Annotated in this window: 22 protein-coding genes and 1 riboswitch; of the genes, 13 read left to right on the top strand and 9 right to left on the bottom strand. The window is 43.0% G+C overall.

The window, feature by feature from the left end; genetic code table 11:
• Nucleotides 1–46 precede the first annotated feature (46 nt).
• The 4 genes from VNN20_10670 to VNN20_10655 form a co-directional block, all read right to left on the bottom strand.
• Nucleotides 47–1,324: a nucleotidyltransferase family protein gene (locus VNN20_10670; GenBank protein ID HWP92643.1), complete on the bottom strand. Its 1,278-nt coding sequence runs from the start codon at nt 1,322–1,324 to the stop codon at nt 47–49.
• 33 nt (nt 1,325–1,357) lie between these two features.
• Nucleotides 1,358–1,840, bottom strand: coding sequence for a lasso peptide biosynthesis B2 protein (locus VNN20_10665; GenBank protein ID HWP92642.1), 483 nt, complete (start codon nt 1,838–1,840; stop codon nt 1,358–1,360).
• 71 nt (nt 1,841–1,911) lie between these two features.
• Nucleotides 1,912–2,889 carry a hypothetical protein gene (locus VNN20_10660; GenBank protein ID HWP92641.1) on the bottom strand — a complete coding sequence of 326 codons (978 nt, stop codon included), beginning with the start codon at nt 2,887–2,889 and terminating at the stop codon, nt 1,912–1,914.
• A gap of 651 nt (nt 2,890–3,540) precedes the next feature.
• Entirely contained in the window at nt 3,541–3,825 is a 285-nt protein-coding gene (locus tag VNN20_10655; GenBank protein ID HWP92640.1) for a PqqD family protein, read from the bottom strand.
• Nucleotides 3,826–4,076: 251 nt separating this feature from the next.
• On the opposite strand from VNN20_10655, the gene VNN20_10650 reads away from it, so the two are divergent.
• The 5 genes from VNN20_10650 (at nt 4,077) to VNN20_10630 (ending at nt 13,824) form a co-directional block, all read left to right on the top strand.
• Nucleotides 4,077–8,183 carry a GAF domain-containing protein gene (locus tag VNN20_10650; GenBank protein HWP92639.1) on the top strand — a complete coding sequence of 1,369 codons (4,107 nt, stop codon included), beginning with the start codon at nt 4,077–4,079 and terminating at the stop codon, nt 8,181–8,183.
• Between the two features lie 219 nt (nt 8,184–8,402).
• Entirely contained in the window at nt 8,403–9,800 is a 1,398-nt protein-coding gene (locus VNN20_10645; protein ID HWP92638.1) for a response regulator, read from the top strand.
• A 398-nt stretch (nt 9,801–10,198) separates the two neighbouring features.
• The gene (locus VNN20_10640) at nt 10,199–11,275 is read left to right on the top strand and encodes a hypothetical protein (protein ID HWP92637.1); all 1,077 of its coding nucleotides are present in this window, start codon (nt 10,199–10,201) and stop codon (nt 11,273–11,275) included.
• Nucleotides 11,276–11,512: 237 nt separating this feature from the next.
• Nucleotides 11,513–13,003, top strand: coding sequence for an HTTM domain-containing protein (locus VNN20_10635; GenBank protein ID HWP92636.1), 1,491 nt, complete (start codon nt 11,513–11,515; stop codon nt 13,001–13,003).
• 545 nt (nt 13,004–13,548) lie between these two features.
• On the top strand, nt 13,549–13,824 hold the full coding sequence (locus VNN20_10630) for a hypothetical protein (GenBank protein ID HWP92635.1): 276 nt from the start codon (nt 13,549–13,551) through the stop codon (nt 13,822–13,824).
• 116 nt (nt 13,825–13,940) lie between these two features.
• Here the strand turns inward: VNN20_10630 and VNN20_10625 are convergent, their stop codons facing one another.
• The 5 genes from VNN20_10625 to VNN20_10605 form a co-directional block, all read right to left on the bottom strand.
• A complete protein-coding gene (locus tag VNN20_10625) occupies nt 13,941–15,470 on the bottom strand; it encodes a YifB family Mg chelatase-like AAA ATPase (protein ID HWP92634.1) in 1,530 nt (509 codons plus the stop codon).
• A 683-nt stretch (nt 15,471–16,153) separates the two neighbouring features.
• On the bottom strand, nt 16,154–16,378 hold the full coding sequence (locus tag VNN20_10620) for a GNAT family N-acetyltransferase (protein ID HWP92633.1): 225 nt from the start codon (nt 16,376–16,378) through the stop codon (nt 16,154–16,156).
• Nucleotides 16,345–16,560, bottom strand: coding sequence for a hypothetical protein (locus tag VNN20_10615; protein ID HWP92632.1), 216 nt, complete (start codon nt 16,558–16,560; stop codon nt 16,345–16,347). Before VNN20_10615 ends, VNN20_10620 begins: the two co-directional genes overlap by 34 nt.
• A gap of 22 nt (nt 16,561–16,582) precedes the next feature.
• Nucleotides 16,583–17,368: an inositol monophosphatase family protein gene (locus tag VNN20_10610; GenBank protein HWP92631.1), complete on the bottom strand. Its 786-nt coding sequence runs from the start codon at nt 17,366–17,368 to the stop codon at nt 16,583–16,585.
• 2 nt (nt 17,369–17,370) lie between these two features.
• Nucleotides 17,371–17,805, bottom strand: coding sequence for a GAF domain-containing protein (locus VNN20_10605; protein ID HWP92630.1), 435 nt, complete (start codon nt 17,803–17,805; stop codon nt 17,371–17,373).
• A gap of 183 nt (nt 17,806–17,988) precedes the next feature.
• Nucleotides 17,989–18,059: riboswitch (Fluoride riboswitch) on the top strand.
• A 102-nt stretch (nt 18,060–18,161) separates the two neighbouring features.
• Here VNN20_10605 and crcB point away from each other — a divergent pair.
• The 8 genes from crcB to VNN20_10565 all read left to right on the top strand — a co-directional run bounded on the left by crcB (nt 18,162) and on the right by VNN20_10565 (nt 23,489).
• Nucleotides 18,162–18,548, top strand: a complete 387-nt coding sequence (gene crcB, locus VNN20_10600) for a fluoride efflux transporter CrcB (GenBank protein ID HWP92629.1) — start codon at nt 18,162–18,164, stop codon at nt 18,546–18,548.
• Between the two features lie 12 nt (nt 18,549–18,560).
• Nucleotides 18,561–18,905 (top strand): DUF190 domain-containing protein, encoded by a 345-nt coding sequence (locus VNN20_10595; GenBank protein HWP92628.1) that lies wholly within the window; start codon nt 18,561–18,563, stop codon nt 18,903–18,905.
• Nucleotides 18,906–19,018: 113 nt separating this feature from the next.
• Entirely contained in the window at nt 19,019–19,462 is a 444-nt protein-coding gene (locus VNN20_10590; protein ID HWP92627.1) for an RpiB/LacA/LacB family sugar-phosphate isomerase, read from the top strand.
• Nucleotides 19,463–19,504: 42 nt separating this feature from the next.
• On the top strand, nt 19,505–20,527 hold the full coding sequence (locus VNN20_10585) for an aspartate-semialdehyde dehydrogenase (GenBank protein HWP92626.1): 1,023 nt from the start codon (nt 19,505–19,507) through the stop codon (nt 20,525–20,527).
• Nucleotides 20,520–21,056: a PH domain-containing protein gene (locus VNN20_10580; protein ID HWP92625.1), complete on the top strand. Its 537-nt coding sequence runs from the start codon at nt 20,520–20,522 to the stop codon at nt 21,054–21,056. Before VNN20_10585 ends, VNN20_10580 begins: the two co-directional genes overlap by 8 nt.
• A gap of 71 nt (nt 21,057–21,127) precedes the next feature.
• On the top strand, nt 21,128–22,003 hold the full coding sequence (gene dapA / locus VNN20_10575; protein HWP92624.1) for a 4-hydroxy-tetrahydrodipicolinate synthase: 876 nt from the start codon (nt 21,128–21,130) through the stop codon (nt 22,001–22,003).
• 81 nt (nt 22,004–22,084) lie between these two features.
• Nucleotides 22,085–22,681, top strand: coding sequence for a ribonuclease HII (locus tag VNN20_10570; GenBank protein HWP92623.1), 597 nt, complete (start codon nt 22,085–22,087; stop codon nt 22,679–22,681).
• A gap of 31 nt (nt 22,682–22,712) precedes the next feature.
• Nucleotides 22,713–23,489: a carbon-nitrogen family hydrolase gene (locus VNN20_10565; protein HWP92622.1), complete on the top strand. Its 777-nt coding sequence runs from the start codon at nt 22,713–22,715 to the stop codon at nt 23,487–23,489.
• The last annotated feature ends 295 nt before the right edge of the window (nt 23,490–23,784 follow it).

Genomic DNA, 23,784 nt, shown 5'->3' with positions numbered 1-23,784 from the left:
TTATGTATTTCCCATGTTGAATAAGACTCGATTCCCGATTAACACTTTAATTTCTCGAATTTATCCACTTGCTGAGAATAACTTCCTCCCTGATTTCTTTATTAGCCCCCCAGAATTTCCTGATTAGCCTAGCATGCTTTATTAATACGCCGAGAGGTCTGAAGAGATAGTATAGGTAGAACTTGAGCGAGTGCGGATCCAGGGAATATTTCCTTGCTAGGACACTCGGCTGGGGGAATAAGCTATCGAGGAGGATGCGTACTTTCAATTTATAACTATCTGCGGCCAGAGACTGGAAAAAAACAGCCGGTATGCGCTCTTCCTTGGCCAGTATTTTTTTATGTATTAGCTCGAGTAGTTCACAATCAAGATTTTCCGGGTTCGGGCCATTCGAATTTTCATGACAGACTGATTCACCGCTCCCCAGTTCTTCTGCAATATGGATAATGGAAAAGACTAGGTTCTTAATCCCGTGCTTATCCGCTTCTTGCTCAAGCCTGGTCCAGTTGATTTCATTACCATAATGCTTGAGGATTTGACTGATGTCGCATAGCTGTATTAGCGCGTTTCTATTCGTAAAAGTACCCCTGAAACTATTGCTCATGAAACGATGCTTGAGAAAGTGGAGTGAAAGATGAAGAAGCAGATCCTCGGGGCAAAGTACTAATGCCTTAGTCCCGGCAATCTCTGATGTTTTCGCCCTTTCCCAGAACCCTTCGATGAGGCCGGAGTCGATGATGGCGATTCTAGAGGGATGAGATTTTCTGGCAATATGCCAATGGAGTTCGACCAGTATAGACTTATCTGGACTTAGGTATCCAACATGAAAATGGTTTTCTCTGTACCATTCAGGGAGTTCTTTTCCAGCGAAGGTATAACCTAAATCTGACATTATCTTCTCTGCGGTAGGGAGGTCCTCTTTCTTGACCATAAGGTCGATATCGTTCATAGGTCTTAGAGCGATGTCTCCATAAACAGCCTCGGCCAAAGCCGCACCCTTTAGTACGATGACTTTTATTCCATTCTGGTTGAACGCCTCCAGAATTTTCCCCAATTCAGAATATAAGTACATATTCTTGGCCAAATTTTCATAATATGTGTTCTTGAGTTTATTCAACAAATCTGGAGGTATATAGTTACCCTCTCCCATTTGCTTAATATTATGGTAAAGAAGGGGAGCAACCCCATGCCAATAGGCGGAGTCTAGGAGATTATCCCAGTTCAGTGGCGAGCTAACGAGCGCTTTAATTCGACTCCTCGTAGTTTCGGAAATCTCCGTCTGGCCGCAATAGAGCAACATCCTGTCTTCATTTGATAGGTTCATATAAGTTTCCAAAAACCTCTCTCCAGAGTTAGGCTAAGCAATTTGTTCACTCATTTCCGGGAAGCAGTAGGTTATCTTGTATGATTTAGTCATTTCTACATCCCTCTCCAGAAAGATATCGCCTTGATATACGAGCCAAGCATGTCCTTCTAGTTTACTTTTTATCTTCCCGTCTGGTAATTTTACACCGAAGCATATTCTGACGTTCATTCCTAATTTCTTCAAGAAGTGATAGAGAATCAAAGATCTTTTGAGACAAATCTTTTTGTACATCCAGTAGTTACGACCAAGTATGTAATCCGTATACTTCACCACCATTTCCTTGGCTCTCTCTTGATTTTGATAAGATTTTACCTCTTTTGGTGTGAGTAACTTGAGAAGTTTTTGAATAGACAGGAACTTTATCAGGAGAGGTAGAATCGATATCAATAGAAAGATTTGAACAAATAATGTAACATCTTCGAATGATTTGAAACTTTTCCTCATTTTGTCCAATGAGCTTTGCTTGCCACTCATCGATTTCCTCATCTTCTCGAAATCGCTATTTGTGATAGATATCATAAGCCTTATTGGGAGAAATCACGGTCTCAATTTTGAAGATTTATATGCTTGAGAAGATCAACGAGTTTTCTAGGCTCTTCATATATATCCCTGCCGCTTAAAAGCTCGAACCCGATCGTTTGCTTGACCAGTTTTTCAAGTGTGCCTAGCTGTTTTTTAGACACTTCGTTATCGATGGCTAATATAATCTGCTTGAGCAATCGGGCATATACATCTTTTTTATTAAGTGGATAAATCTGACTTTTTCTGTTTGGTGTGATGCGAGGAAAAATTATCACGTCCGGTCTGGCACAGGGAATAAATGAACCTAAAAAAATTTGAGATATATCCACCGAAACCTTGAACCCATCGGAAAATTCAAAGGTTTCTCTCAATGCCACCTCTGGAAGTCGTTCGGCTACCTTTTGATCTAGATTAAAGCTTCTAAATAATGAATTGACAATTATTTCCCCATTTAGCTCTTCGAGAATGAGGAAATCGTCAGAAACGTATTTGAAACCCTGGGAGACCAAGCTCAGAGCAATGGTGGTTTTTCCGCATCCGCTGTTTCCAGAAATCAAATATCCCCTTCCATCACCATATAAGGCGGCGGAGTGAAGAGAATAAAGTCCATGATATTTAAGGGTTTCTACAAAAGGTGCACATACCAACGAGAACAACTCCATAGAGTCTTTTAAAGCTTCCGCCTTCAGAAATCCTCTTACATTTCTTGTAGCGGGGTCTAACGAAATCATGGAGCCATCTTTTGAGCGGAAATATATCTTCTCCCCGTTTCTATAGGATGTGATAGAGGGTAACTTTATCACCGGAGTGGACTCAGTAGGGAGAGAAGGGGGTTCATCCACTATATCAAGTTCAAATTCCAGCGGCTTTATATCCAAGCGTTTTTTTCCTCTATAAAGCGAATTAAAATAGTTGAATAGCAAAGATTGCAGGTTAGATTGACAAAGAATATGTATGTTTATGCCCTGTACGAGGTAAGAGCCCTTCGTCAAATAGGCCAATTATTCTCCGCTCCTTAAAGCAGTATTAAATCAAGTTAATTTAAGTTTATTACTGCTTTTAAAGATTTAAATGTATAAACTTTAGCGATTAAGTTCTTGCTCACTGCTAAACTCGGATCAGGCTGTTTCAAAAAAAAATTAAAGTGCAAAACATCGAATCAAATATTTATCTAACTTATGATATATAAATCGAATATTAAGGAAAAGAAATCAAATATATTACCCTTCTTAATATTATTAAATTGCTCATAACCGTCATAAAATTAAGAACCACCTATACAATAAACCCGACCCCATATTTGAAACATTTTTTATACTTATCCTTAATATGGCGATTTATATCTGCTACCGTGATAACCACCTATCGTAAGGACATCTAATGAGTCAGCGCATTTTAGCAACTCCGGCTCTACAAATACCCTTTTCTTTTCATCGCGGTTCATTGATATCACCTCCTTTCCTGGAAATAATTTTGCTAATATTAAGCTTAATACTAGTGGAGATTGAAGAACAAGTAGACATTGGTATTGTTTCCCCTTATGAAAAAAGATTATTTTAGACTAGCACAAAAGTCTTAATATTATCTAACATACTAAGACTATGTGCTGGTGCATTTGGGGACGGTGGGAAAGGATAAAGTTATTCCTCACTCTAATCAACACAATACTTCTCTATAACCAATCCTTCTGATTCTAATTGACTTATCAGCCTGACAACACTTGTTCTTACCACTTCGTAATCTATTTCATATTCGGAAGCCAGCTTTTTTGCAATCTGCAGTGGGGTTCCTACTTCATCCAGGATCTGCCAAATCCTTAGCCCAGTTTCATTCAAGTTGTAATAATATTTAGTATCTAGGTTCAAAAGAATTGCGCCATCGTCCAGCTCGGTACATACTACAGATGGGTTTTTCTGGTAGGTTTTAAGATTATCCATCGTCTCGCTACTGCATTTTCTAAATTCGACTAAATAAAAACCCTTTCATTGTATAAAATCAATCGGACTTCGGTTCATTTTTGGCATAGTACAAAAGTTATAGCTTTATCTGAGATAATCTGAGCATGTGGACCTATCGGTGGCCCAAGCTATTATATTTTTGTGTTTTTGCAGATAGTTACCAGCGTCCTTGAATTCTCCGGACCAAAAAGTATATAATTCACTTTTACTCAAAGAATAGGGGTGAAGTGTTGAGATTAAAAGAGGGCTATAACCAGGACTTAGATATATTAGCCGAGGTTATTAGGGCGCTTAATCAAGCAAGTAAACTTGAGGAGATCTACTCAATTGCTTTGGGATTGGCTACTCAACTAAATAGTGTACAAATGGTCATGATCTACTTGGTTAACGAAGAAAAAAGACAAGCCGTGCTCGAAGCCCATAAAAATGTTCCACGAGACTACGTCAGACAAGCGAGCAGAATTCCTTTTGCTGAAGGTTTAACCTGGAAGGCGATCCGAGCAGGAAAGGTTATGTATATCGAAGATATTCTGGAGGAGCCCGATGCTGCGGATGCGTTTAAAGGTATGGGAAGCCGCAATCTTCTGGGAATCCCTGTCCGCATCGAGCAAAAGACCATTGGTCTAATATGGTTCATCAGTTATACAGAACGTAAATTTGATGAAGATGAGATAAAAGTGCTCTCTATGGTTGGGGACCTGCTGGCTACAGCCATAGCCAAGGCAAAACAAACTGAAGAGTTTATGGAGAGAAAGAAATATCTATCGATATTGAGCGAGATATCCCAGCAACTCCATAAATCCGTTGATTTGAACCAGGTGTTCCAGACTGTATTGGAAATCATCCGAGATTTGAAGTTCATAGACCTTTTATCAATATATTTGGTTGAAGAGTATGGGGACAAAAAGGAGGCCGTATTACAAATTCATCTGGGATATCCCGCGGAGTATTTAGAAAGAGCTTCCAGAATCCCCTGCGGAACAGGAATCACCTGGGAAGTGATTAGTAAAGGTGAGCCGCATTTTTATGAAGATGCCTCAGCTTCATTGGCTCCCACAGGCCCAGAGGATAAAGCTCTGGGGGCTCGTGCGTTACTATCCATACCGATTAAATTGGACGGTGATAGTATAGGGACAGTTGATTTTTCACGATATGAGAAGAACTCTTTTAATCGTCAGGAGTTGGATTTTCTCCTATCTCTCGGTAATCAAATAGCAACGGCGATAGCGAAGGCAAAGATAATCGAGGAGATGAAAAGGCGAAGAGAGGCACTCAGACAAAGTGAAGAACGTTACAAAGATTTGTTCGAGAATGTCCCTTCAGGAATTTACCGCACCACGCCCGAAGGAAGGATTCTGATGGCAAACCCCGCTTTAGTTCAAATGCTGGGATATACTTCTTTTGAAGAGTTGGTCTCACGTAATTTAGAGGAGGAAGGATTCGACGTTAATTACCCACGGAGTAAGTTTAAGGAGTTAATGGAGCAGAAAAGCGAAATAAGTGGGTTGGAATCGGCTTGGGTAAAGCAGGATGGCTCTCTTGTTTATGTCCTTGAGAGCACAAGAGCGGTTCGGGGAGAAGACGGGATGGTCTTGTACTACGAGGGAACTGTGGAGAACATAACCGAGCGTAAAAAGGCGGAGGATAAATTGCGAGAAAGAGAAGAGCAGTTGCGTCTTCTGACCGATGCTCTTCCGGTTTGTATTTCCTATATTGACGCACAGGAACGTTATCTTTTCAACAACAAAGCATATGAAAAATGGTTCGGATACCCGCAAGAAGAAATAACCGGAAAGCATATGAAAGAAATTTTAGGAGAGGATGTATACGCTAAACTTAAGGACAAGGTTGAAACTGCATTATCGGGTCGGGCAATAAACTTTGACAGCGTCATACCCTGCAATGATGTTGAGGCAAGGTACGTGAATGTTTCTTATGTACCTCATTTTGATGATAATGGGCAGGTGAAGGGGTTCTATGCGTTAATTCTAGATATCACCGATCGCATGCGGGTGGAGAAGGCACTTCGTGAAAGTCTTAACCAGTTGTCCAAGAAGAATCGATATGAAACTATTATTAGTTCTGTTGCTCAAAGTGTTCATAAGTCGATTAACCTAGAAGAAGTCCTGGAGAATGCTGTTGAGGCCATGAGCAAAAATATTGATAAAGCGGACATTGTTGGAATTTACCTGGTAGAGGGTGATAAAGCAGTTCTTAGAGTGCATAAAGGCCTAACCGATAGTTACATTAGCCGGGCCGGAATAATACAATTTCCAAAGGGGCTTACCTGGAAAACCATTATAGGAGGTAAGCCGATTTATTGTGCCGATGTGGAAAATGATAATTTTCTTGGCCCCGCCGGGAGGGAGCTAGGAATAAAGAGCTACTTATCTATGCCTATTAATTTTGAGGGCAAGACAGTCGGAACTATGGGTATAAATTCGTTCGAGAAAAACGCCTTCAACGATGAGGAATTGAATCTCCTTGAGATTGTAGTGAGGCAAATAGAGGTGGCAATAAATAATGCCAAACGGGTGGAGTTGCTACGCCGATCGGAGGAGGCACTACGTAAGGCCCGGGACGAGTTGGAGATTCGCGTTCAAGAGCGTACTGCTCAGCTGGCTACGACCAACAAAGCGCTTCAGGCGGAAATCGTCGATCGCAGGGCGGCTGAATATGCACTCAGAGAAAGTCTTGCCCAATTATCGAAGAAGAACCGTTACGAGGCTATTATCAGTACGGTGACTCGTAGCGTTCACCAGTCGATTAACCTTCAGGAGGTTCTGGAGAACGCGGTTGAGGTGATGAGTGGTAAGATAGACCGGCTTGATAATGTTGCAATCTACCTAGTCGAGGGACAAGAAGCGGTTTTGAAGGCCTATAGGGGATTCGACGACCGCTATATTAAGCGCGCTGGAAGAATTGCCTATCCAAAAGGTATTACTTGGAAGACTATAATGGAAGGTAAGCCTAGGTATGTTAGTGATGTAGATAAAGATACTATCCTTGGCCAAGCCGGAAGAGAACTAGGTATAAAAAGCTACTTGAGCATGCCGATCAGTTTTCAAGGACAGACGACAGGGGCCTTAATTCTAACCTCTTTCGAAAAAAACGCATTTGATGAGGAGGAATTGAGATTGCTGGAAATAGTAGCTCAGCAGATAATAGCCGCAATAAACAACGCTAGACAAGCAGAGTCGCTTCAAGAGTCAAAAGAGGAACTAGAAAAGCGCGTTCGGGAACGTACCTTGGAACTATCCCGGAAAAACGAGGAGCTTAGAAAGGAAATCCTCTGGCGGGTTCAGGCAGAGAAAGCTTTACGGGTTAGCGAAGAAAAATACCGCACCCTGGTGGAGCATACTTACGACCTTATAGTGGAAACTAGTATTGATGGTAGGTTTTTATATGTTAGTCCCAAACATAAAGATGCTTTAGGGTATGAGAGTAATGAACTAATTGGCACAAAGGTTTTTGAATATATACACCCGGACGACCTTCCCGCTGTCATGGGGGAATTTGCCAATGCAATGGAAACTATATCATCGGGAAGTGCGGTTTTCCGGTTCAAGCATAAAGATGGAAATTGGCTTTGGCTTGAAAGTACCGGCAAGCCATATCGGACAGAAAAAGGGGAAATTAGAGGGGTTATCGCTTCTAGGGACATAACCGAGCGTAAACGAGTGGATGAACAGATCAAGGAGTCTCTCAGGGAGAAAGAAGTGCTCCTAAAAGAGATTCACCATCGAGTAAAAAATAACCTGCAGGTTATCTCCAGTTTGATTAATATTCAATCTCAATATACAAAGAGCAGAAAGGCTATTGAAATGTTCAATGAAACTCAAAACCGCATCCGGTCAATGGCACTGATTCACGAACAATTGTACCAATCTAATAATATGGCCATGATCAGCTTCTCGGAATACGTCCAAAATCTGCTGACTAACTTATTCTACTCTTATGATATAAACCCGGATGCTATTAAATTAAAAGTTAATGTAAATAATATTTTCCTGAATATAGATACGGCAATTCCTTGTGGTTTGATAATCAATGAGCTAGTCTCGAATTCGATGAAGCACGCTTTTCCTAGGGGAAGGAAGGGTGAAATTCGTGTGGAAATGCTTGCCGGTAACGGTGTGGAAGGGAAATCAGCACATCCCTGTTTTACCCTGATTATCAGCGACAATGGATGTAGTTTGCCAAAAGATTTAGATTTGCGAAATACAAACTCACTGGGGTTGCAATTGGTGCTGGATCTGGTGGAGCAACTAGGGGGTATTATCGAAGTTGATAGAGATGCCGGAACTTCATTCAAAATTAAATTTGAGGAGCTGTAATTGAAGATAATGGAACGTGGGCATACTAACCCAATAATAAATCGGCTTGAATGAACAGATTTAATCAACCCAAAGATACTGTTGTTCATCTCCGCTAGTCCTTCTGATATTTTTAAACGAAATCTTAAAGCTTATCTATACTAGTCCTAAAATCCTACAAAAGTGTTATTGAGTTTGGTAGGCAAAAGGAGGGTAATTTAGACGGGTATGGGCATGGCGATGAGAAAAAGAAGAATAATGATAGTAGAAGACGAACAACTTGTAGCCAGGGATATAAAGAACAGGTTGGAACAGTTGGGCTATTCCGTAGTTACTACAGTTTCTTCTGGAAAAGATGCTATCCAAAAAGCTTCGGAGGTAAAACCAGATTTAGTACTGATGGATATTGTTTTAAAGGGTAATATGGACGGTATAGAGGCCGCAAAAAAGATCCGCGAACGATTCAACATACCAATAATATATCTCACTGCATATGCGGACCTGAGTAGACTGGAACGGGCAAAGATGACCGAGCCAGTCGGCTATATAATTAAACCTTTTCAACATAAAGATTTGCGTTTCTCGATTGAGATAGCACTTTCTAAACATGAGAAGGAAAAGAAGTTATGGCAGGAGTGTAGGCTGCTTTTTTCCATGCTTAAGAACATGAGCGACGGAGTAATCATTACTAATGACAATAGCCTTGTAACTTTCATGAATCCTTCGGCTGAGGTTCTCACGGGCTGTACGGCGGAAGAAGCTTTCGGTAAACATTTAGGTGAATTTTTTAAAACGAGTTTAGAAGTAACCGGAGAGGATGAGGCAAAACATACCTCGGTGGTAACTAAAGGCGGAAGAGAAAGCCTTATCGGCTTGAGGTCCTCTCTAGTCCGTGATGAAGATGGCAACAGCTTGGGTACTGTCTTAGTTTTACGTGAAGTTTTTAGCTTCGAGCCAGGTGTGGATAAACCGCATAAAATGGTCACTGTTGATAAGACGGGGGTGAAAAGCATCAAGTTGATGGTGGCCAGTCCCTATGCTTTGATTAAAGATGTAATAGAGGGAATAATCGAGAATCAAACGGACGTCGAGATGGTAGCTCATGCTTTAAACCATTCTGATGTCGTCCCAATTTTGGGCCGAAAGAAACCCGACGTTTTGTTCCTAGACACAGACATAGCCAACTTGAACATTATGGAGATGCTCGAATTAATCAGAGAAAAACGTCCTCAGACAAAGATACTCCTTTTTTTTCATAATTTAGATGAAGAATTAGTCCTGAATGGGCTACATTTAGGGGTTCGAGGGTATATGGCATATGAGTCTAGTATAGAGCTCCTTCCTAAGGCGGCTAAGGCCTTAAGTAGAGACGAACTCTGGATGGATGCAAATGTCATGACTAAAATATTGAATAGTCTTGTGCCCTTGGGAAAATTCAAGCGGTCATTGAATGATAAACTTACCAAGAAAGAAAAGGAGATAGTGCAGCTTGTCTTAGAAGGTCTAAGCAATAGGCAAATTTCTGATAAGTTGTTTATGAGTGAAAATACAGTGAAGAACCATCTGGCTAAAATATTCTCTAAACTCCAAGTGGGTAATAGATTCGAGCTAGTTCTTCGCCTAAGCTCCCGGCGCTGATTCCTCCGTCTGTTGTGGATATTTCAGGGCAGCCTATATACGTTTTCTCGAAATTAGCGGCCGTATTGGGCAATAGTGGTAAACGAATTGAGAAGATTTTGCCTAGTTAAGATCTAAATACGTTCTTAGCTGTTTCCTTGACTTTGTCTAAAGAATATTTTTATTTGACAAACTCAATATTAATCATCGGTAGCTTTCACTCTACTCTTCAAGTTTTTTTCGGATTATTTTTCCTAATAGTTCTTAGAACCCCCCAAAAAGTACTAGCACGAATATCATCTAAAAGGGTGATTGTTTCATAGGACTACATATTTTCTTGCGATGAACGGTGAATAGAGGGACGGAAAAACTAGGAGAAAAGGGAAAGATAATTAATCTCAAAAGGAGGGAAGTTAAGGATGAGGAAAATCCTGCTAATTTTAATTCTATTATGCGTGACGGCATGTAGCGGAGGTGGTGGCGGCGGAGGGGGAGGTAATGGTACAGGAGGGGGTGGAAATGGGTGTCTAACTGTTGCCGAGATTGAGACTCTGGCAGGCATTTTTGGTATACAGTTAAATGGCGGTTGCCTTTTGAGGGCGGAATCTACGGATTCATCAACTCTACCTCTCCCGATGAGTTGTCCGGCACTGTTGGATGAGGCATTTGATTTTCGGATTGGCACATCTTCACCGGGAGAATCGACGAATGACTCTGATGCTGCCCTAAGCATTTTTTCCCCGCCGGATATACCTCTAGATGCTAGACTCTTGGCATGCTTTCCTTTGGCCTGCGTGGATATAACAGACCTTGAGATAGTTTCAAGAGACCAGAACGACTTTTTTATCACGGCTGTGGATGGACAGGATATTGATATAGATGCCTCGGTAAATGGCGAGGTAAATACGATACTGGTGCTGGCAGATTCTAGCTGCGTATTGGGTGGAGGCGGCACCGGAGGAACTGGTGGTACCGGTGGCACCGGGGGAACAGGTGGTACTGGCGGTACTGGGGGGACGGGTGGTACTGGCGGCACCGGTGGAACTGGGGGAACCGGTGGTACCGGAGGGTCTTTATGCGCTGTGGATTTAGGAGAGGTAACTCAAATTGTTTCATCCTTGATCCCGGTTCTTCAAACGATGCTGGGATTGTTAGCAACGCTCATAGCGGTGTTAACTCCGTTTTTGCTCCTTGTTCCGGGACTTAATCTGGTGATTGATCTACTGAACGAAATTATAGGAGTAGCTCAAAATCTTCTGGCTCTTTTGCAGCAATTTCTAACTCTTCCTCCGGACCAGCAGTGTGCTCTACTGCCACAAATATGTACGGTTTCGAATCAACTCCTTACTCTTCTTGAAGGACTTCCTTCTGCTCTCGATCCTCTACTGCAGAATCCTCTGCTGGCAACTGTTGTCAGCGTTATCCAGCAGTTACTCAACTTTGTTATAGGTACGGTTATTCCGCTACTTGAACAGCTTATTGCCCTTGTTTGTTAGTTACTTAAATATAGGGGAGAGATGCTTCTCTCCCCTTGCTTTTAAAATTTTCGGCTTAACTATCTCCAAAGTTGCTGATGAACTTACACTTTGTCCTCTTCATAGTATAGTTGAATAGGCAAGGCTGGAGGACAAGATTAGGGAATTATCTATAACTCTGGTCATATACTCTTTGTGTTTATGGCGAGGCGTTATAGATTAAACTAGACATAACTTTTTAAATCCAAAAATGAAAATATGAACAAGTTTTTGGGTCGATTTCAAAGAGCTTTCTATGTTGACCTGCGGTCTCTTGCCCTAACTCGTATTGCTTTTTCACTTCTTATTTTGGTCGATCTTTTTATTCGAGCACTAGCCCTTGAGGCTCATTATACCGATTTCGGGCTTATGCCCCGTAATGCCCTCTTGGATTTGCATTGGAACCAGTGGCATGTTTCATTGCACATGATAAGTGGCTTATTCGCGGTCCAGTTCTTCTTCACGCTTGCGGCTTCCTTCGCCTTTCTACTTCTCGTAGGTTATCAAACCACAATGTCTACCATCGTCAGCTGGCTCCTTCTCGTTTCTCTCCACAACCGGAACCCGTTAGTGCTACAGGGAGAAGATTTTATATTCCGATGTCTTTTATTCTGGGGAATTTTTATGCCCTGGGGGGCCAGATTTTCCGTTGATGCTTATTTAAAGCCGGGAGAGAAAAAATATCCGGATAGGCTATTTTCTCCAGGGGCCCTAGCATTCATGGCTCAAATAGTCATGATGTATGTATTTTCCGCCCTGCTAAAGACCGGTTTTGAATGGCGTAGGGATTTTACGGCTATTTACTATGCGTTGAGTTCTGAACAATATCGGCACTGGCTTGGTGCGCTTCTATATGAATTTCCCAATCTGATGAAGGCCATGACATTCACTGTTTATTGGCTGGAGACGTTGGGTTCTATTTTGTTTTTTATTCCATTTAAAAATGGCCTTTTTCGGGTTTTAGGCATATTAGCCTTCGGCTCGTTTCAATTCGGCCTGTTTTTAACGATGAGGTTGGGTCTTTTTCCCTGGGTTTCTATGGCGGCTCTCCTCATCTTTTTACCGAGTAAGTTTTGGGAGATTTTCCCTATCTTATCCTCAACTCTAGGGAGATGCGCCGAGAAATTGGCGCACTTTATAAGAACAAATCTTCCCCTTGCTGTTCTCTTCGTCGGAAGACAAGATTATTTATTAGGAAGCCGCTCTTTCGCACAAGCGGCAGTTGTTATTCCCCTATTAGTCTATGTTTTTTTCTGGAATTTGAGCACCATACAACATCCTCCTGTCTCGATAAATAGGAATTTACTATGGATCGGACACTTCTTAAGACTCGATCAAAAGTGGGATATGTTCGCTCCGAGGCCTTTTACCGATGACGGTTGGTACGTTATCCCGGGAACTCTGAGGAATGGAAACATCGTCGATGTCTTTCGGGACGGTGCAAAAATCAGTTGGGAAAAGCCCGGCGATCAGCACGCGGACTATAAAACCTACCGGTGGCACAAGTATATGTGGAACTTATGGTTGATAGTTAACAGTAAAGATCGACTTTATTATGGCAAGTACCTATGCCGAAAGTGGAATAGGGAACATCAGGGACAGGAACAATTGATAACCTTTGATATATATTATCTAAAAGAGGAAACCCTTCCTAATTATAAGACCAAAGATATAGAAAAAATTCATCTATGGAATCATCACTGCTTTTAGGTTGGGAATTGAATGGACCAGTTTTGGTTCGTAGAAACCCATAGTTTTATTCTTATTTTTTGTTGATACCTTCTGGTCATCATAGACGAAGTACATATTAATACGAAAGTAATATACCTTCACAAAAAGATCGCAGCTTTCGAGATAAAAAACTCACCAAAGCCTGATTGACCTTTATAAGTTCAAGAGAAATTATTTCCGGTAATGGATCAGTATGTAATCGAACAGGTTAAGCAAGCTATAATTTATTTAATCGTTTTCACTGCTTCGATTTGTATTCTGCTGCACTTCTATATATTTCCTTCGATTAAAAAGGCTCTATTTTCTGGCGGTTCACCTATTGACCTCAAAAAAATCGGAGAGGATAACGAGAAGTGGCAGATGCCGCATAAAAGAAATAACGGTAGGAAGTAAATTAGGGGACGGGAGTGAATAATGAACCTACTTTTTAGTGCATGATCCCCATTTACTTAATCAGCTTAGTACTGCTGTGTTATACTGATTCCAAATATGATATTTCCGGATGAGAAATAAAGGAGGTCAAAATGTCCCCTTTTATTTTTATGCCCTGCGAATGCGGAAAGAGCATTCACATATATATCCCAAAGGAAAAATTTTTTAGAGAGGAGATTGAAGTATCGGGCTGGCAGATAGAATACTCGGAGAAGGTCAGGGCTGAAAAATTTGAAGAATCAAAAAGGTTTGCCGAGAAGCTTAATGCCGAGTTCGTGGATGCAAAATCCCTAGAAAAAGTAACCTGTTTAAATTGTGGAAAGGTTTACTCAGTTTCAGATTTAAAACAGGGAACCCAGGAAGGATAGTGTTACTTGTTTAGTTGATGAAATTTTTGTGACAAGAAATGCCACTGCTGTGCCGACGATAGGTTTATCGCCTTACTACTGGTAGTAATCCCGCAACTTTCTGATTCTTCAAATCTCTAGATTAAATTTCTATCGAGCGTTCTGTACTGAATGGCTTCTGAGATATGGTTAGAAAGAATAGTTTCGCATTCGTCCAGGTCGGCAATGGTGCGTGCGACTTTAAGGATTCTATCGTAGGCTCTAGCACTAAGGCCCAGCCTGTCTATGGCCATCTCTAAAAGCTTGAGCCCTGCCTCATCCGGTCTTGAAAATTTTCTTATGTGTCTTGGAGACATTTGAGCGTTGGAGTGGATACCGATCCTCTCGAATCTTTTTCTCTGAATCTCTCGGGCTCGATTTACCCGTTTTCTAATATCGGAAGAGCATTCTCCTCCCGTTTCGCTAGCTAGCTCTTTGTAGCGAACAGTTGGTACTTCTATATGAATGTCTATTCTATCCAGGAGTGGTCCTGATACCTTCGCTCTATATTTGTGGACCTGGATTGGAGAGCACGTACATTCTTTGTGTGGATCCCCAGTGTACCCGCAAGGGCAAGGATTCATAGCCGCTATCAGCATGAATCTGGCCGGATAGGTTATCGAGGTGACTGCCCTTGATATCGTCACGTTTCCATCTTCGAGAGGTTGTCTCATCACTTCGAGCACATTTTTTCTAAACTCCGGCAGTTCGTCCAGAAACAAAACGCCGTTGTGTGCCAGACTTACCTCTCCGGGTTTAGGTATGGCTCCGCCCCCGATAAGACCAGCATCGCTTATGGTGTGATGAGGAGAGCGGAAAGGCCTGGTGGCAATTAATGCAGAATTATTGGATAGCAAACCGGAGACGGAATATATCTTCGTCGTTTCCAGCGCTTCTTCGAAGCTCATATCGGGAAGTATTGTCGGGAGGCGCCTAGCGAGCATAGTCTTTCCCGTTCCGGGAGAGCCGATCATGAGGACGTTATGAGCGCCCGCCGCTGCCACTTCCAACGCTCTTTTTACGTGCTCCTGCCCTTTCACCTCCTGAAAATCGACTTGATACTCGCGGCTCTGATTAAATAATTGATTTAGGTCGATAGTGGTTGGGTTGATGTACTTGAGTCCTAACAAAAACTCTACGATTTCCGGCAGATATTCGACGGCTATGACCTCTATACCATGAACGACCGCTGCCTCCTCAGCGTTTTCCCTAGGGAGTATTATTCCCTTGAGCCGGGAGTCTCTTACTCGAATAGCAGTGGGCAGCGCTCCCCTCACCGCCTTTATCCTTCCGTCCAGAGAAAGTTCTCCAATTATCACATAATCGGAGAGCTTGTCGTGATTGAGAGTCCCGGTTGCCGAAAGTATGCCTATGGCGATAGGTAAGTCGAATGCGGAGCCCTCCTTTCTTATGTCTGCAGGGGCAAGGTTGACCGTGATTCTTCTTTGAGGAAAGTCGTAGCCACAGTTTTTTATAGCCGCTTTCACTCTTTCTTTGCTTTCTTTTACTGCTCCTTCCGGAAGTCCAACCGTGGAGAATTGCGGAAATCCAAAAGCAATATCTACCTCTACTTCTACCAGATAAGCGTCGATCCCGAAGACTGAGCTGCTTAAAACCTTGGAAATCATGGCTGAAAATTCGGATTGTATTGCTAAATTATAACCCCGATTGTTGCCTATTATATCGAAAATTTTGGGGTGAAAACAAGACTTAGGAAAACAATCGGCCATACTTGGACACATTATGTGTTAATTAACACCATGACGTTCGTGGAATTTGGAATAATGTTCCCAGGACACTCTGGGATAAGAATGTATCTCCCGTATCATGGGCTGCCTGTGGTGAGATTTGGCTTATTCATAAATGGATTAATTTGAACCAGGCGAAAAGAACGGTAAAATAATGAAGTTGAGAAAATCAGTCTTTACTATTGTAATTGTTCTGCTTATAGCTTCTCATGGGCCGTCTAGCGGGCTGGCATTAGATGAGGACTATTATCAATTTGTGCGTGACCACAATGGTTATAACACACCTCACACTTTTTGGCATTTTGAAATAACGACCCCGACACAAAAACCGGCATATCCGCTCTACTATTCATGGGATAAAGACCAACCGTTTCTGGGCAGTACCCTTTCTTTTCTTTTTGCAAATAGGATTAGCATAAAGAGCGATTAAGTAAGCTTTTCCTAGGGTTCGAACGGCTTGTTTAATCCTGCTGGATGGAAGGTCATGACCAGGGTTCTCTATAGTCATAAACGAAATTAGCTACCAGCGGCCTCTCCGTCCAGCCGAGTTTTGAATAGAACCCCTATTTGTATGACTGTCTATCCCTTCCATTTGTAAGCATAAGTCTCGTGCATCCACGCTTTCTGCCTTCTTCCATTACTGCTCCGACCAGTAAACGCCCTACGCCTTTGCCGCTTGCCTTGGGGCTTACAAAAACGTCTGATACGTAACCTTCCCAACTGCCGAGCATTATAAAAGGGACCCAGTGAACATTTATGAACCTAATAACCTGGTCATTCTCATCCATCGCCAGGAGCAGTGTATGCCCTTTGCTGTCTTTAGGCAGTGCGGCGTTAATTCGGCAATAGGGTTCGATACTTCCTCAAGCGGTAGTACATTTCTTTTTTGAGACCATCCAATCTCTCTGAGAATTATGGTCATAGCTTCGGCATTCTCAACCCGGCCCGTCCTTAACTTTATATCTATCATCCCTCGTCTGGAGATAACCTATTCAATCATGGATTTCTCTCCCGGACAGGAGTACCTGCATCATTTCCTGATGAATGATTCCGTTAGAGGCCAGTATTTCTTCAAAGTGGATTTTGAATTCATTGCCAGAGAAATCAGTTACACGTCCTCCAGCTTCTTTCAAGATTAGGTAACCTGCCGCTGTATCCCAAGGATGAAGCCCTAATTCCCAGAAGCCGTCATACCTCCGGCAGGCAACGTAGCATAGGTCAAGGGCGGCGGAGCCATCCCGTCTTACCGCCTGGGCCTTTCTTATAAAATTCTGGAAGTGCCTCAAGTTCTCCTCTACCATCCACTCATTCTCATGGGTGAACCCTGTACATAATAGACTTTCTTCCACGGTTTTTGTCTTTGACACTCTTATAATATTGCCGTTTATATATGCACCTTTGCCCAGTTCGGCGCTAAAGAGCTCATCCCTCATCGGGTCATAAACTAATCCCATTCTGATGATGTCATCTACTTCAAGCGCTATTGATACGGAGAAAACCGGATAGGTGTGGGCATAGTTGGTAGTGCCGTCCAAAGGGTCGATTATCCACAAGTAGTTTGAAGTCTTTTTATTCCTGCCCGACTCTTCTGCAAAAATATCATGTGAGGGGAAATTCGAATTTATGATTTTGATTATGAGTTCTTCTGCGAGGCTGTCTACTTCGGTGACCAGGCTGTTTTTAGCTTTATACTCGACCTCGTTTACTTTTCCAAGGTGGTCTCTAAGGATCTTGCCCGCTTCCCGGGCGGCCCTATCGGCAACTTCCAGATAGCACAAACCTACTCACCTGCCGCCGGCTTCACGACATGAAGGGTAAACAGGTCATCGAGGACTGATTTGATTTTCTCCAGGTCCTCCTTCTGAAAATCAGCGACATCCGAAATATTTTCCCCCTTTCTTACCACCTGGATAACCGCGATTACCCGCTCGCCCATTACTATTGGGTAGGTGATCGATTTTTGAACCGGGGTGGTCCCCATTGCCATGAGGCAATTAAGTATGACCGAGCTGCTTTCCTTTTGTATATTGTTTGAGATGTAAGGACGTTTAGCTATGACAGCACGCCCCACCACGGTTTTATTATCTACAGGTACCTTGTTTTTTATCAGCTTGGGGGGGTAGGCAAATTCCAAAAGGGTCCCATGTTTGTCAAGGGTGAGTGTAAAGACACAATTTTGGCCTAAACCAAATACTTCTGAGATTCGTCTATCCAACTCCTTGTAATCTATCTTCTTGCTCCTCCCTGTGCAGCATATATTATAGAAAAAAGTATAGAAGGTCAACCTTTTTGATTAACTCGTAAAATACATAACATATTTCTCTCCGAATTGTGGTGCTCTCGGTAATATCATGAAAAGGGTATAGCATTGACTGATAGGAATTTACGTATATGATTAAATGAAATAGGTGATGGGGTTCACCTCCAACCACTATCCTTGCCTGGATAGTTGATGACTCCTCGTAAAAATCTAATCCTTAAAATAAGGGCTGTAAGCCTTAATCGGATCGACCAAAGATAGCAAAATATGACCTTGAATACTCACATTGCTATGTATCCGGGAGAAAAAGAATGTTAAAGCTACTACTTATCGCAATTGGCGGAGCCTCCGGGGCTTTGCTTCGATATGCTATTTCGGGCCTTACCTACAAATATTTGGACGGAGTACTTCCCTGGGGGACATTAATCGTTAACCTGGCTGGCTGTTTCTTGATCGGGTTTCTCTGGCAATTGTTCGAAATAATGGTTATTTCACCCAGCACCAGAGCATTTATTTTCATAGGTACTCTGGGTGCTTTCACCACTTTTTCTACTTATGGCCTGGAGAGCTTTAACCTTCTTCGGGAGGGTGAAATTAAATTTGCTATATTTAATATGTTAGCGAGTAATATATTGGGATTAGTACTGGTTTTTTGTGGCTTTGTTATCTCCAGATATTTAATCGGTCTTTTTAAATAGGAGGGCAGAAAAATGAACTTGCCCGAAGAGGGGTTGCTACTGAGGATATTTATTGGTGAGACGGATAGCCATAAAGGGAGGGCTCTTTATGAAGAGATTGTGCTTAAAGCAAGGGAGTTAAACCTGGCCGGGGCCACGGTTATTCGCGGTATAATGGGGTTTGGCGCTAATAGTCGCATACACACCGCTAAACTACTTCGGCTATCCGAGGACTTACCGATTGTCATAGAGCTAGTGGATACTGAGGAGAATTTGAATAGGATTTTACCTTTTCTTAACGAAACGGTGAGGGAAGGGTTGGTTACGATGGAAAAGGTAAAGATTATTAAATATAGACATGCCGACAGGGGTGTGTAAACCATTCCTGCCAGCACGATAAATATACTGCCCAGGTCGCACCAGGCTCTTTCTTGAACCTTTCATACAATCGATTTAAACTACTAAACACAAAAGAGAAAGAGGTGTTTGCCATGAAAATAGCTGTTGGGAGCGACGAGCGCACGCCCCTTACTGACTTCGTTATCAACGAGCTAGAGAAAAAAGGTGTCGAGCTGGAGCTTTATGGACCGCTAGCCGGGGAATCAATGCAGTGGGCGGAGGTAGCCGAAAAAGTGGCGGAAAGGGTTGCCGATGGAGTTTGCGACCAAGGAATACTCTTTTGCTGGACCGGAACCGGGGTCAGCATGGCGGCGAATAAGGTTCCGGGAATAAGGGCCGCTTTATGTGTGGATGCACAAACTGCTAGCGGCGCCAGGAAGTGGAACGATGCAAACGTGCTGGCGATGAGTTTGAGGCTAACTTCACCGGTCGTGGCTAAAGAAATTCTCGAGGCTTGGTTCAATTCAAGTGTGGAAAAAGAGGAAATCCCAAACATAGATAGGGTGAAATTAATCGAAAAGAAGTATAGTCGCTAGCTAATACACGGACTGTTTCTGATAATCGTTTGGAGGTAGTGTATGAAAAAGGAAAGCTATAAGGTCGCCATAGTAGGGGCGACCGGCGCCGTTGGGCAGGAGATGATTCAAATACTCCAGGAGAGAAATTTCCCGGTAGATGAATTAAGACTAATGGCGTCTGAAAAATCCCAGGGAATGGAGTTTCAATTCAAGGGCAACGCGATAAAGGTTCATAAACTCGGCCATACCTCCTTCAAAAACATCGACATTGCTCTTTTTTCGGCAGGGGCATCGAGAAGTAGAGAATTCGCCCCCGTCGCGGTTGATTCGGGAGCGGTTGTGGTTGACAATAGCTCAGCCTTCCGCATGGAGCCCGACGTCCCGCTTGTTATTCCGGAAATAAATGCCCATCGAGTAGCGGATTACCAATTAAGAGGCATAATCGCCAATCCAAACTGCACCACTGCCGTGACCGTCATGGCCCTCAAACCTATCCATGACCTAGCCAGGATAAAAAGGGTGGTTGCGGCCAGCTATCAGGCTGTCTCCGGAGCAGGTGCTCAGGCTATAGAGGAACTTCGACTGCAAACCCTGGCCTGGGCTAAGGGCGAGCCAATGAAGAGCGGAGTTTTTCCTCACCAAATAGCGTTCAACCTCCTGCCGCATATAGATACTTTTCTCGAAAACGGTTACACAAAAGAGGAGATGAAGCTTCACAACGAAACCAGAAAGATCCTGGAAGACGATTCAATTCAGGTGACTGCTACGACGGTAAGGGTCCCTGTATTTCGAGCCCATTCTGTGGCTGTAACTATCGAAACGGAGAGAAAAATCTCTCCTCAGGAAGCGCGAAAAGCCTTGAGTAATTTTCCCGGAGTTAAGGTGGTAGATGAACCCCAAAATTCGAAATATCCCATGCCACTAGATGCAGCCGGAAAAGACGATTGCCTGGTAGGAAGAATCAGGGAGGACTATACGGTTCCGGCTGGCCTTAGTTTCTGGGTATCCGGAGACCAGTTGAGAAAAGGTGCAGCGCTTAACGCGATTCAAATAGCCGAGGTCTTGATAAGAGAATATGTTTAGGATTCCTTTTATCGCCCAACTCTTAGATAGGATCAAGCGAGATAAAAAGCAAAACCTTACCGACCTACCTTCGGGTATCCGTACAGGTTTAGCCAGTTATTTAACCTCCGGTGAAGAGATATTATTCACACTTCGGGATTTCCGGGCAATTTATAAAGCGCCAAGATGGTTGGATAGCAACACCTATTTTAATTCCTGGTTCATACTTACAAATCATAGGATAATCATCGCCAGAAATTCGTCTTCATTCAAGAAGTTCAGGGATATCCCGTACAACATGATTAATCAGATTGACTATGAACCCGGAGTCCTCGATTACAAATTAACCATCCATTCACCAGGTACGGTGGATATAATTGAGTTTTTGAGAGAGGTAAGGGAGCATTGCGAAGGTTTGGACCTAAGAATAAACATGGCGCTTGAGAGCGGACGAAGAGTATTTGCTTCAATATATTGTTTCTCCTGCGGCAGCAAAGTTCCCAAAGAGAGTAAATTCTGTTCCGAGTGTGGCACGAATCTCCAGACTTAGCCTAACCTTGTCTTGATTTCAACCATAGCTTAAATATAATGAAGCCAGGCGGCTGGTAAGGAGGTTTGTTCATGATACATGGTTCAATCGTAGCTATAGTCACCCCATTCAAGGGCGGAAGTGTGGACGAAAATGCTCTAAGGAACCTCATAGAATTTCAGATAGATAATGGCACGCACGGAATAGTCCCGTGTGGCACTACCGGTGAGTCGCCTACACTGTCGCATGAGGAGCATGAATACGTAATCGAGGTGACGGTGAAAACAGTTAAAAAAAGAATACCGGTTATAGCTGGTACCGGCTCCAACAGCACGGAAGAAGCGATCAGGCTAACCAAGTTTGCGGAAAAAGTAGGGGCTGATGCGGTGCTTTCAGTCGTTCCATACTATAATAAACCCACTCAAGAGGGGCTTTATCTCCACTTCAAAGAGATAGCATCTCAAGCAAGAATACCGGTCATTCTCTACAACATTCCCGGAAGGTCCGGGGTCAATATGACCCCAGAAACGATAGCTAGGCTGGCAAAGGATTGTAAGAATATAATCGGGGTAAAAGAAGCCACGGGCTCTCTTCAACAGGCCAGTAAGATTCTCTATATATGCGGAATGGACTTTGTTCTTCTTTCTGGAGAGGATGCCATAAACTTTCCGATTCTGGCCATAGGCGGCAAGGGATTTATTACGGTCACGGCAAACGTCGCTCCTAAAGACGTTGCCGAGCTTTATAACGCGTATGCAAGAGGGGAATTTAATCAAGCCAGGGAATTACATTATAAACTCTTACCCTTGAACGAAGCCATGTTCATCGAGACGAATCCCATTCCGGTAAAGGAGGCCTTGAGTGTTATGGGCAAGATCAAAGGTGAATTTAGGCTCCCTCTCTGTCCAATGTCGCTGGGAAATCTGGAGAAACTTAAGACCGCCTTGAGGGATTACGGGCTTATATAAATTTTGGATTTATGATTTCGGACTGCGGAATTTAAAGAATTTAAATGCAAAATGCGCATTCCGAAATTCAAAATGTGAAAATTGAGTCCGCCTGATTATTCTTTTGAGAGAAAAATTTGGGAGATCGGCAAGGTACCCGCAGGCATTGATGAAGCGGGGAGGGGACCCCTTGCCGGACCGGTTGTGGCTGCGGCGGTTATACTGCCTGAAGAGTATGAGATTCATGGTTTGAACGATTCAAAGAAATTATCCCCGGAAAAAAGGAATGTGCTCTTTGACCTGATAAAACGATCTGCGGTATCGTTTGGTATAGGCGTGGTTGAGCCGGAGGAGATTGACCGGATAAATATACTCAGGGCTGCGCTTCTGGCCATGGAAATAGCAGTAAAAAACTTGAGTGTTAGGCCCGACTCGCTTCTCATAGATGGGAACACCAGGATATCCTTGTTAATCCCCCAGCAGACCGTGATAGCCGGCGATTCCACCTGCTGCTCGATTGCAGCGGCGTCAATTATAGCCAAAGTTACCAGGGATTCGATAATGGATGATTATCACCGTGTCTACCCGCAGTACAATTTCGATAAGCACAAGGGTTATCCAACGAAAGAGCACATCGAGGCCATCAAAAAATTTGGCCCCTGTCCCATACACAGGAGAACGTTCAGGGGCGTTATTTAGACAGAGCGACAGCATGATAAGACTGTAGGTCATGAAATTCAAAGCGGCTTGTGTTCAATTTGATGTTAGGAACGATGAGGTAAGGGGAAATGTGGATTTCGTAATTTCTGCACTGGAGCATCTTCATCAGGAGAATGTAAAGCTCGTTGTCCTGCCCGAGCTCTGGGCGGCCAAGTTTGATAAGGAAAAAGCTAACGAGCTTTGGCTTTTTTCACAGGAGGTGCTCAGAAAAATCTCCTCTCTTTCCAAAAAATACGAAATGATAATTGCCGGTTCGCTTATCGAAAAAGATGGGAGCGATTACTTTAACACTGCTTATATCTCTGATGTTTCGGGGAAAGAGATAGGTAAGTATAGGAAGGTTCATCTCTTCTCGATGGCTGGAGAGAATAATTATTTCAACTGTGGGCAGGAACAGATCGTTGTCAACACCGGATTAGGCAACTTAGGAATAATAATCTGCTATGATTTGAGATTTCCGGAACTGACCAGGTCAGTGGCTCTAAACGGCGCGGAAATTCTTCTAGTTCCTGCCCAGTGGCCTAAAGCAAGGGTAAAGCACTGGCGAACCCTGGCAATAGCCAGAGCTATCGAAAACCAGTTCTTCGTAGTTGCCTGTAACCGAACCGGATGGGATAAGAAAGAGGAGTATCCGGGACATTCTCTGATAATTGACCCTTGGGGAGAGGTGCTTGCCGAGGGAGGGGAGGAAGAGGGATTCATAATCGCCGAGATTAATCTAGACCGGGTGAAAAGCGTTAGACAAACCATGAGGTGCTTTGATGACAGAAAGCCGGAGGTGTATTGAGGAAACCAACCCGCTTTATTTTTGTTATATCTATTCCCGAAGGGGACCAGTAGTTATTTCTTCAAGCTTGATTACCGTCAAGGATACCTGATTAGTTTATAATTTTTTCAAGTTTAGGCTTTGTAGCCAGGTCTGTTCATTTTTGATATATCTAAAAGCTAATAGATAACGGCCCAAACTGTCATCGTCGACAAATATTGTCGGATAGCGACAAATTTAGCCAATACGAACAAAACCATGCTTCGTAACTCCTAGTAAACACTTATAAAAAATTAGCGGCATTAAATTTGCAAAT

The sequence above is a fragment of the Thermodesulfobacteriota bacterium genome (assembly GCA_035559815.1).
Taxonomy (GTDB): Bacteria; Desulfobacterota_D; UBA1144; order Nemesobacterales; family CSP1-2; genus DATMAT01.
Note: the sequence above shows the minus strand (reverse complement) of the source record. Positions and strands in the feature narration are given on the sequence as shown.

Coding starts and splice junctions, on each gene's coding strand:
- VNN20_10670 (HWP92643.1), bottom strand. CDS start 1,324: ATGAACCTATCAAATGAAGACAGGATGTTGCTCTATTGCGGCCAGACG.
- VNN20_10665 (HWP92642.1), bottom strand. CDS start 1,840: ATGAGTGGCAAGCAAAGCTCATTGGACAAAATGAGGAAAAGTTTCAAA.
- VNN20_10655 (HWP92640.1), bottom strand. CDS start 3,825: ATGGATAATCTTAAAACCTACCAGAAAAACCCATCTGTAGTATGTACC.
- VNN20_10645 (HWP92638.1), top strand. CDS start 8,403: ATGAGAAAAAGAAGAATAATGATAGTAGAAGACGAACAACTTGTAGCC.
- VNN20_10640 (HWP92637.1), top strand. CDS start 10,199: ATGAGGAAAATCCTGCTAATTTTAATTCTATTATGCGTGACGGCATGT.
- VNN20_10635 (HWP92636.1), top strand. CDS start 11,513: ATGAACAAGTTTTTGGGTCGATTTCAAAGAGCTTTCTATGTTGACCTG.
- VNN20_10630 (HWP92635.1), top strand. CDS start 13,549: ATGTCCCCTTTTATTTTTATGCCCTGCGAATGCGGAAAGAGCATTCAC.
- VNN20_10625 (HWP92634.1), bottom strand. CDS start 15,470: ATGATTTCCAAGGTTTTAAGCAGCTCAGTCTTCGGGATCGACGCTTAT.
- VNN20_10620 (HWP92633.1), bottom strand. CDS start 16,378: ATGGATGAGAATGACCAGGTTATTAGGTTCATAAATGTTCACTGGGTC.
- VNN20_10615 (HWP92632.1), bottom strand. CDS start 16,560: ATGATAGATATAAAGTTAAGGACGGGCCGGGTTGAGAATGCCGAAGCT.
- crcB (HWP92629.1), top strand. CDS start 18,162: ATGTTAAAGCTACTACTTATCGCAATTGGCGGAGCCTCCGGGGCTTTG.
- VNN20_10595 (HWP92628.1), top strand. CDS start 18,561: ATGAACTTGCCCGAAGAGGGGTTGCTACTGAGGATATTTATTGGTGAG.
- VNN20_10590 (HWP92627.1), top strand. CDS start 19,019: ATGAAAATAGCTGTTGGGAGCGACGAGCGCACGCCCCTTACTGACTTC.
- VNN20_10585 (HWP92626.1), top strand. CDS start 19,505: ATGAAAAAGGAAAGCTATAAGGTCGCCATAGTAGGGGCGACCGGCGCC.
- VNN20_10580 (HWP92625.1), top strand. CDS start 20,520: ATGTTTAGGATTCCTTTTATCGCCCAACTCTTAGATAGGATCAAGCGA.
- dapA (HWP92624.1), top strand. CDS start 21,128: ATGATACATGGTTCAATCGTAGCTATAGTCACCCCATTCAAGGGCGGA.
- VNN20_10565 (HWP92622.1), top strand. CDS start 22,713: ATGAAATTCAAAGCGGCTTGTGTTCAATTTGATGTTAGGAACGATGAG.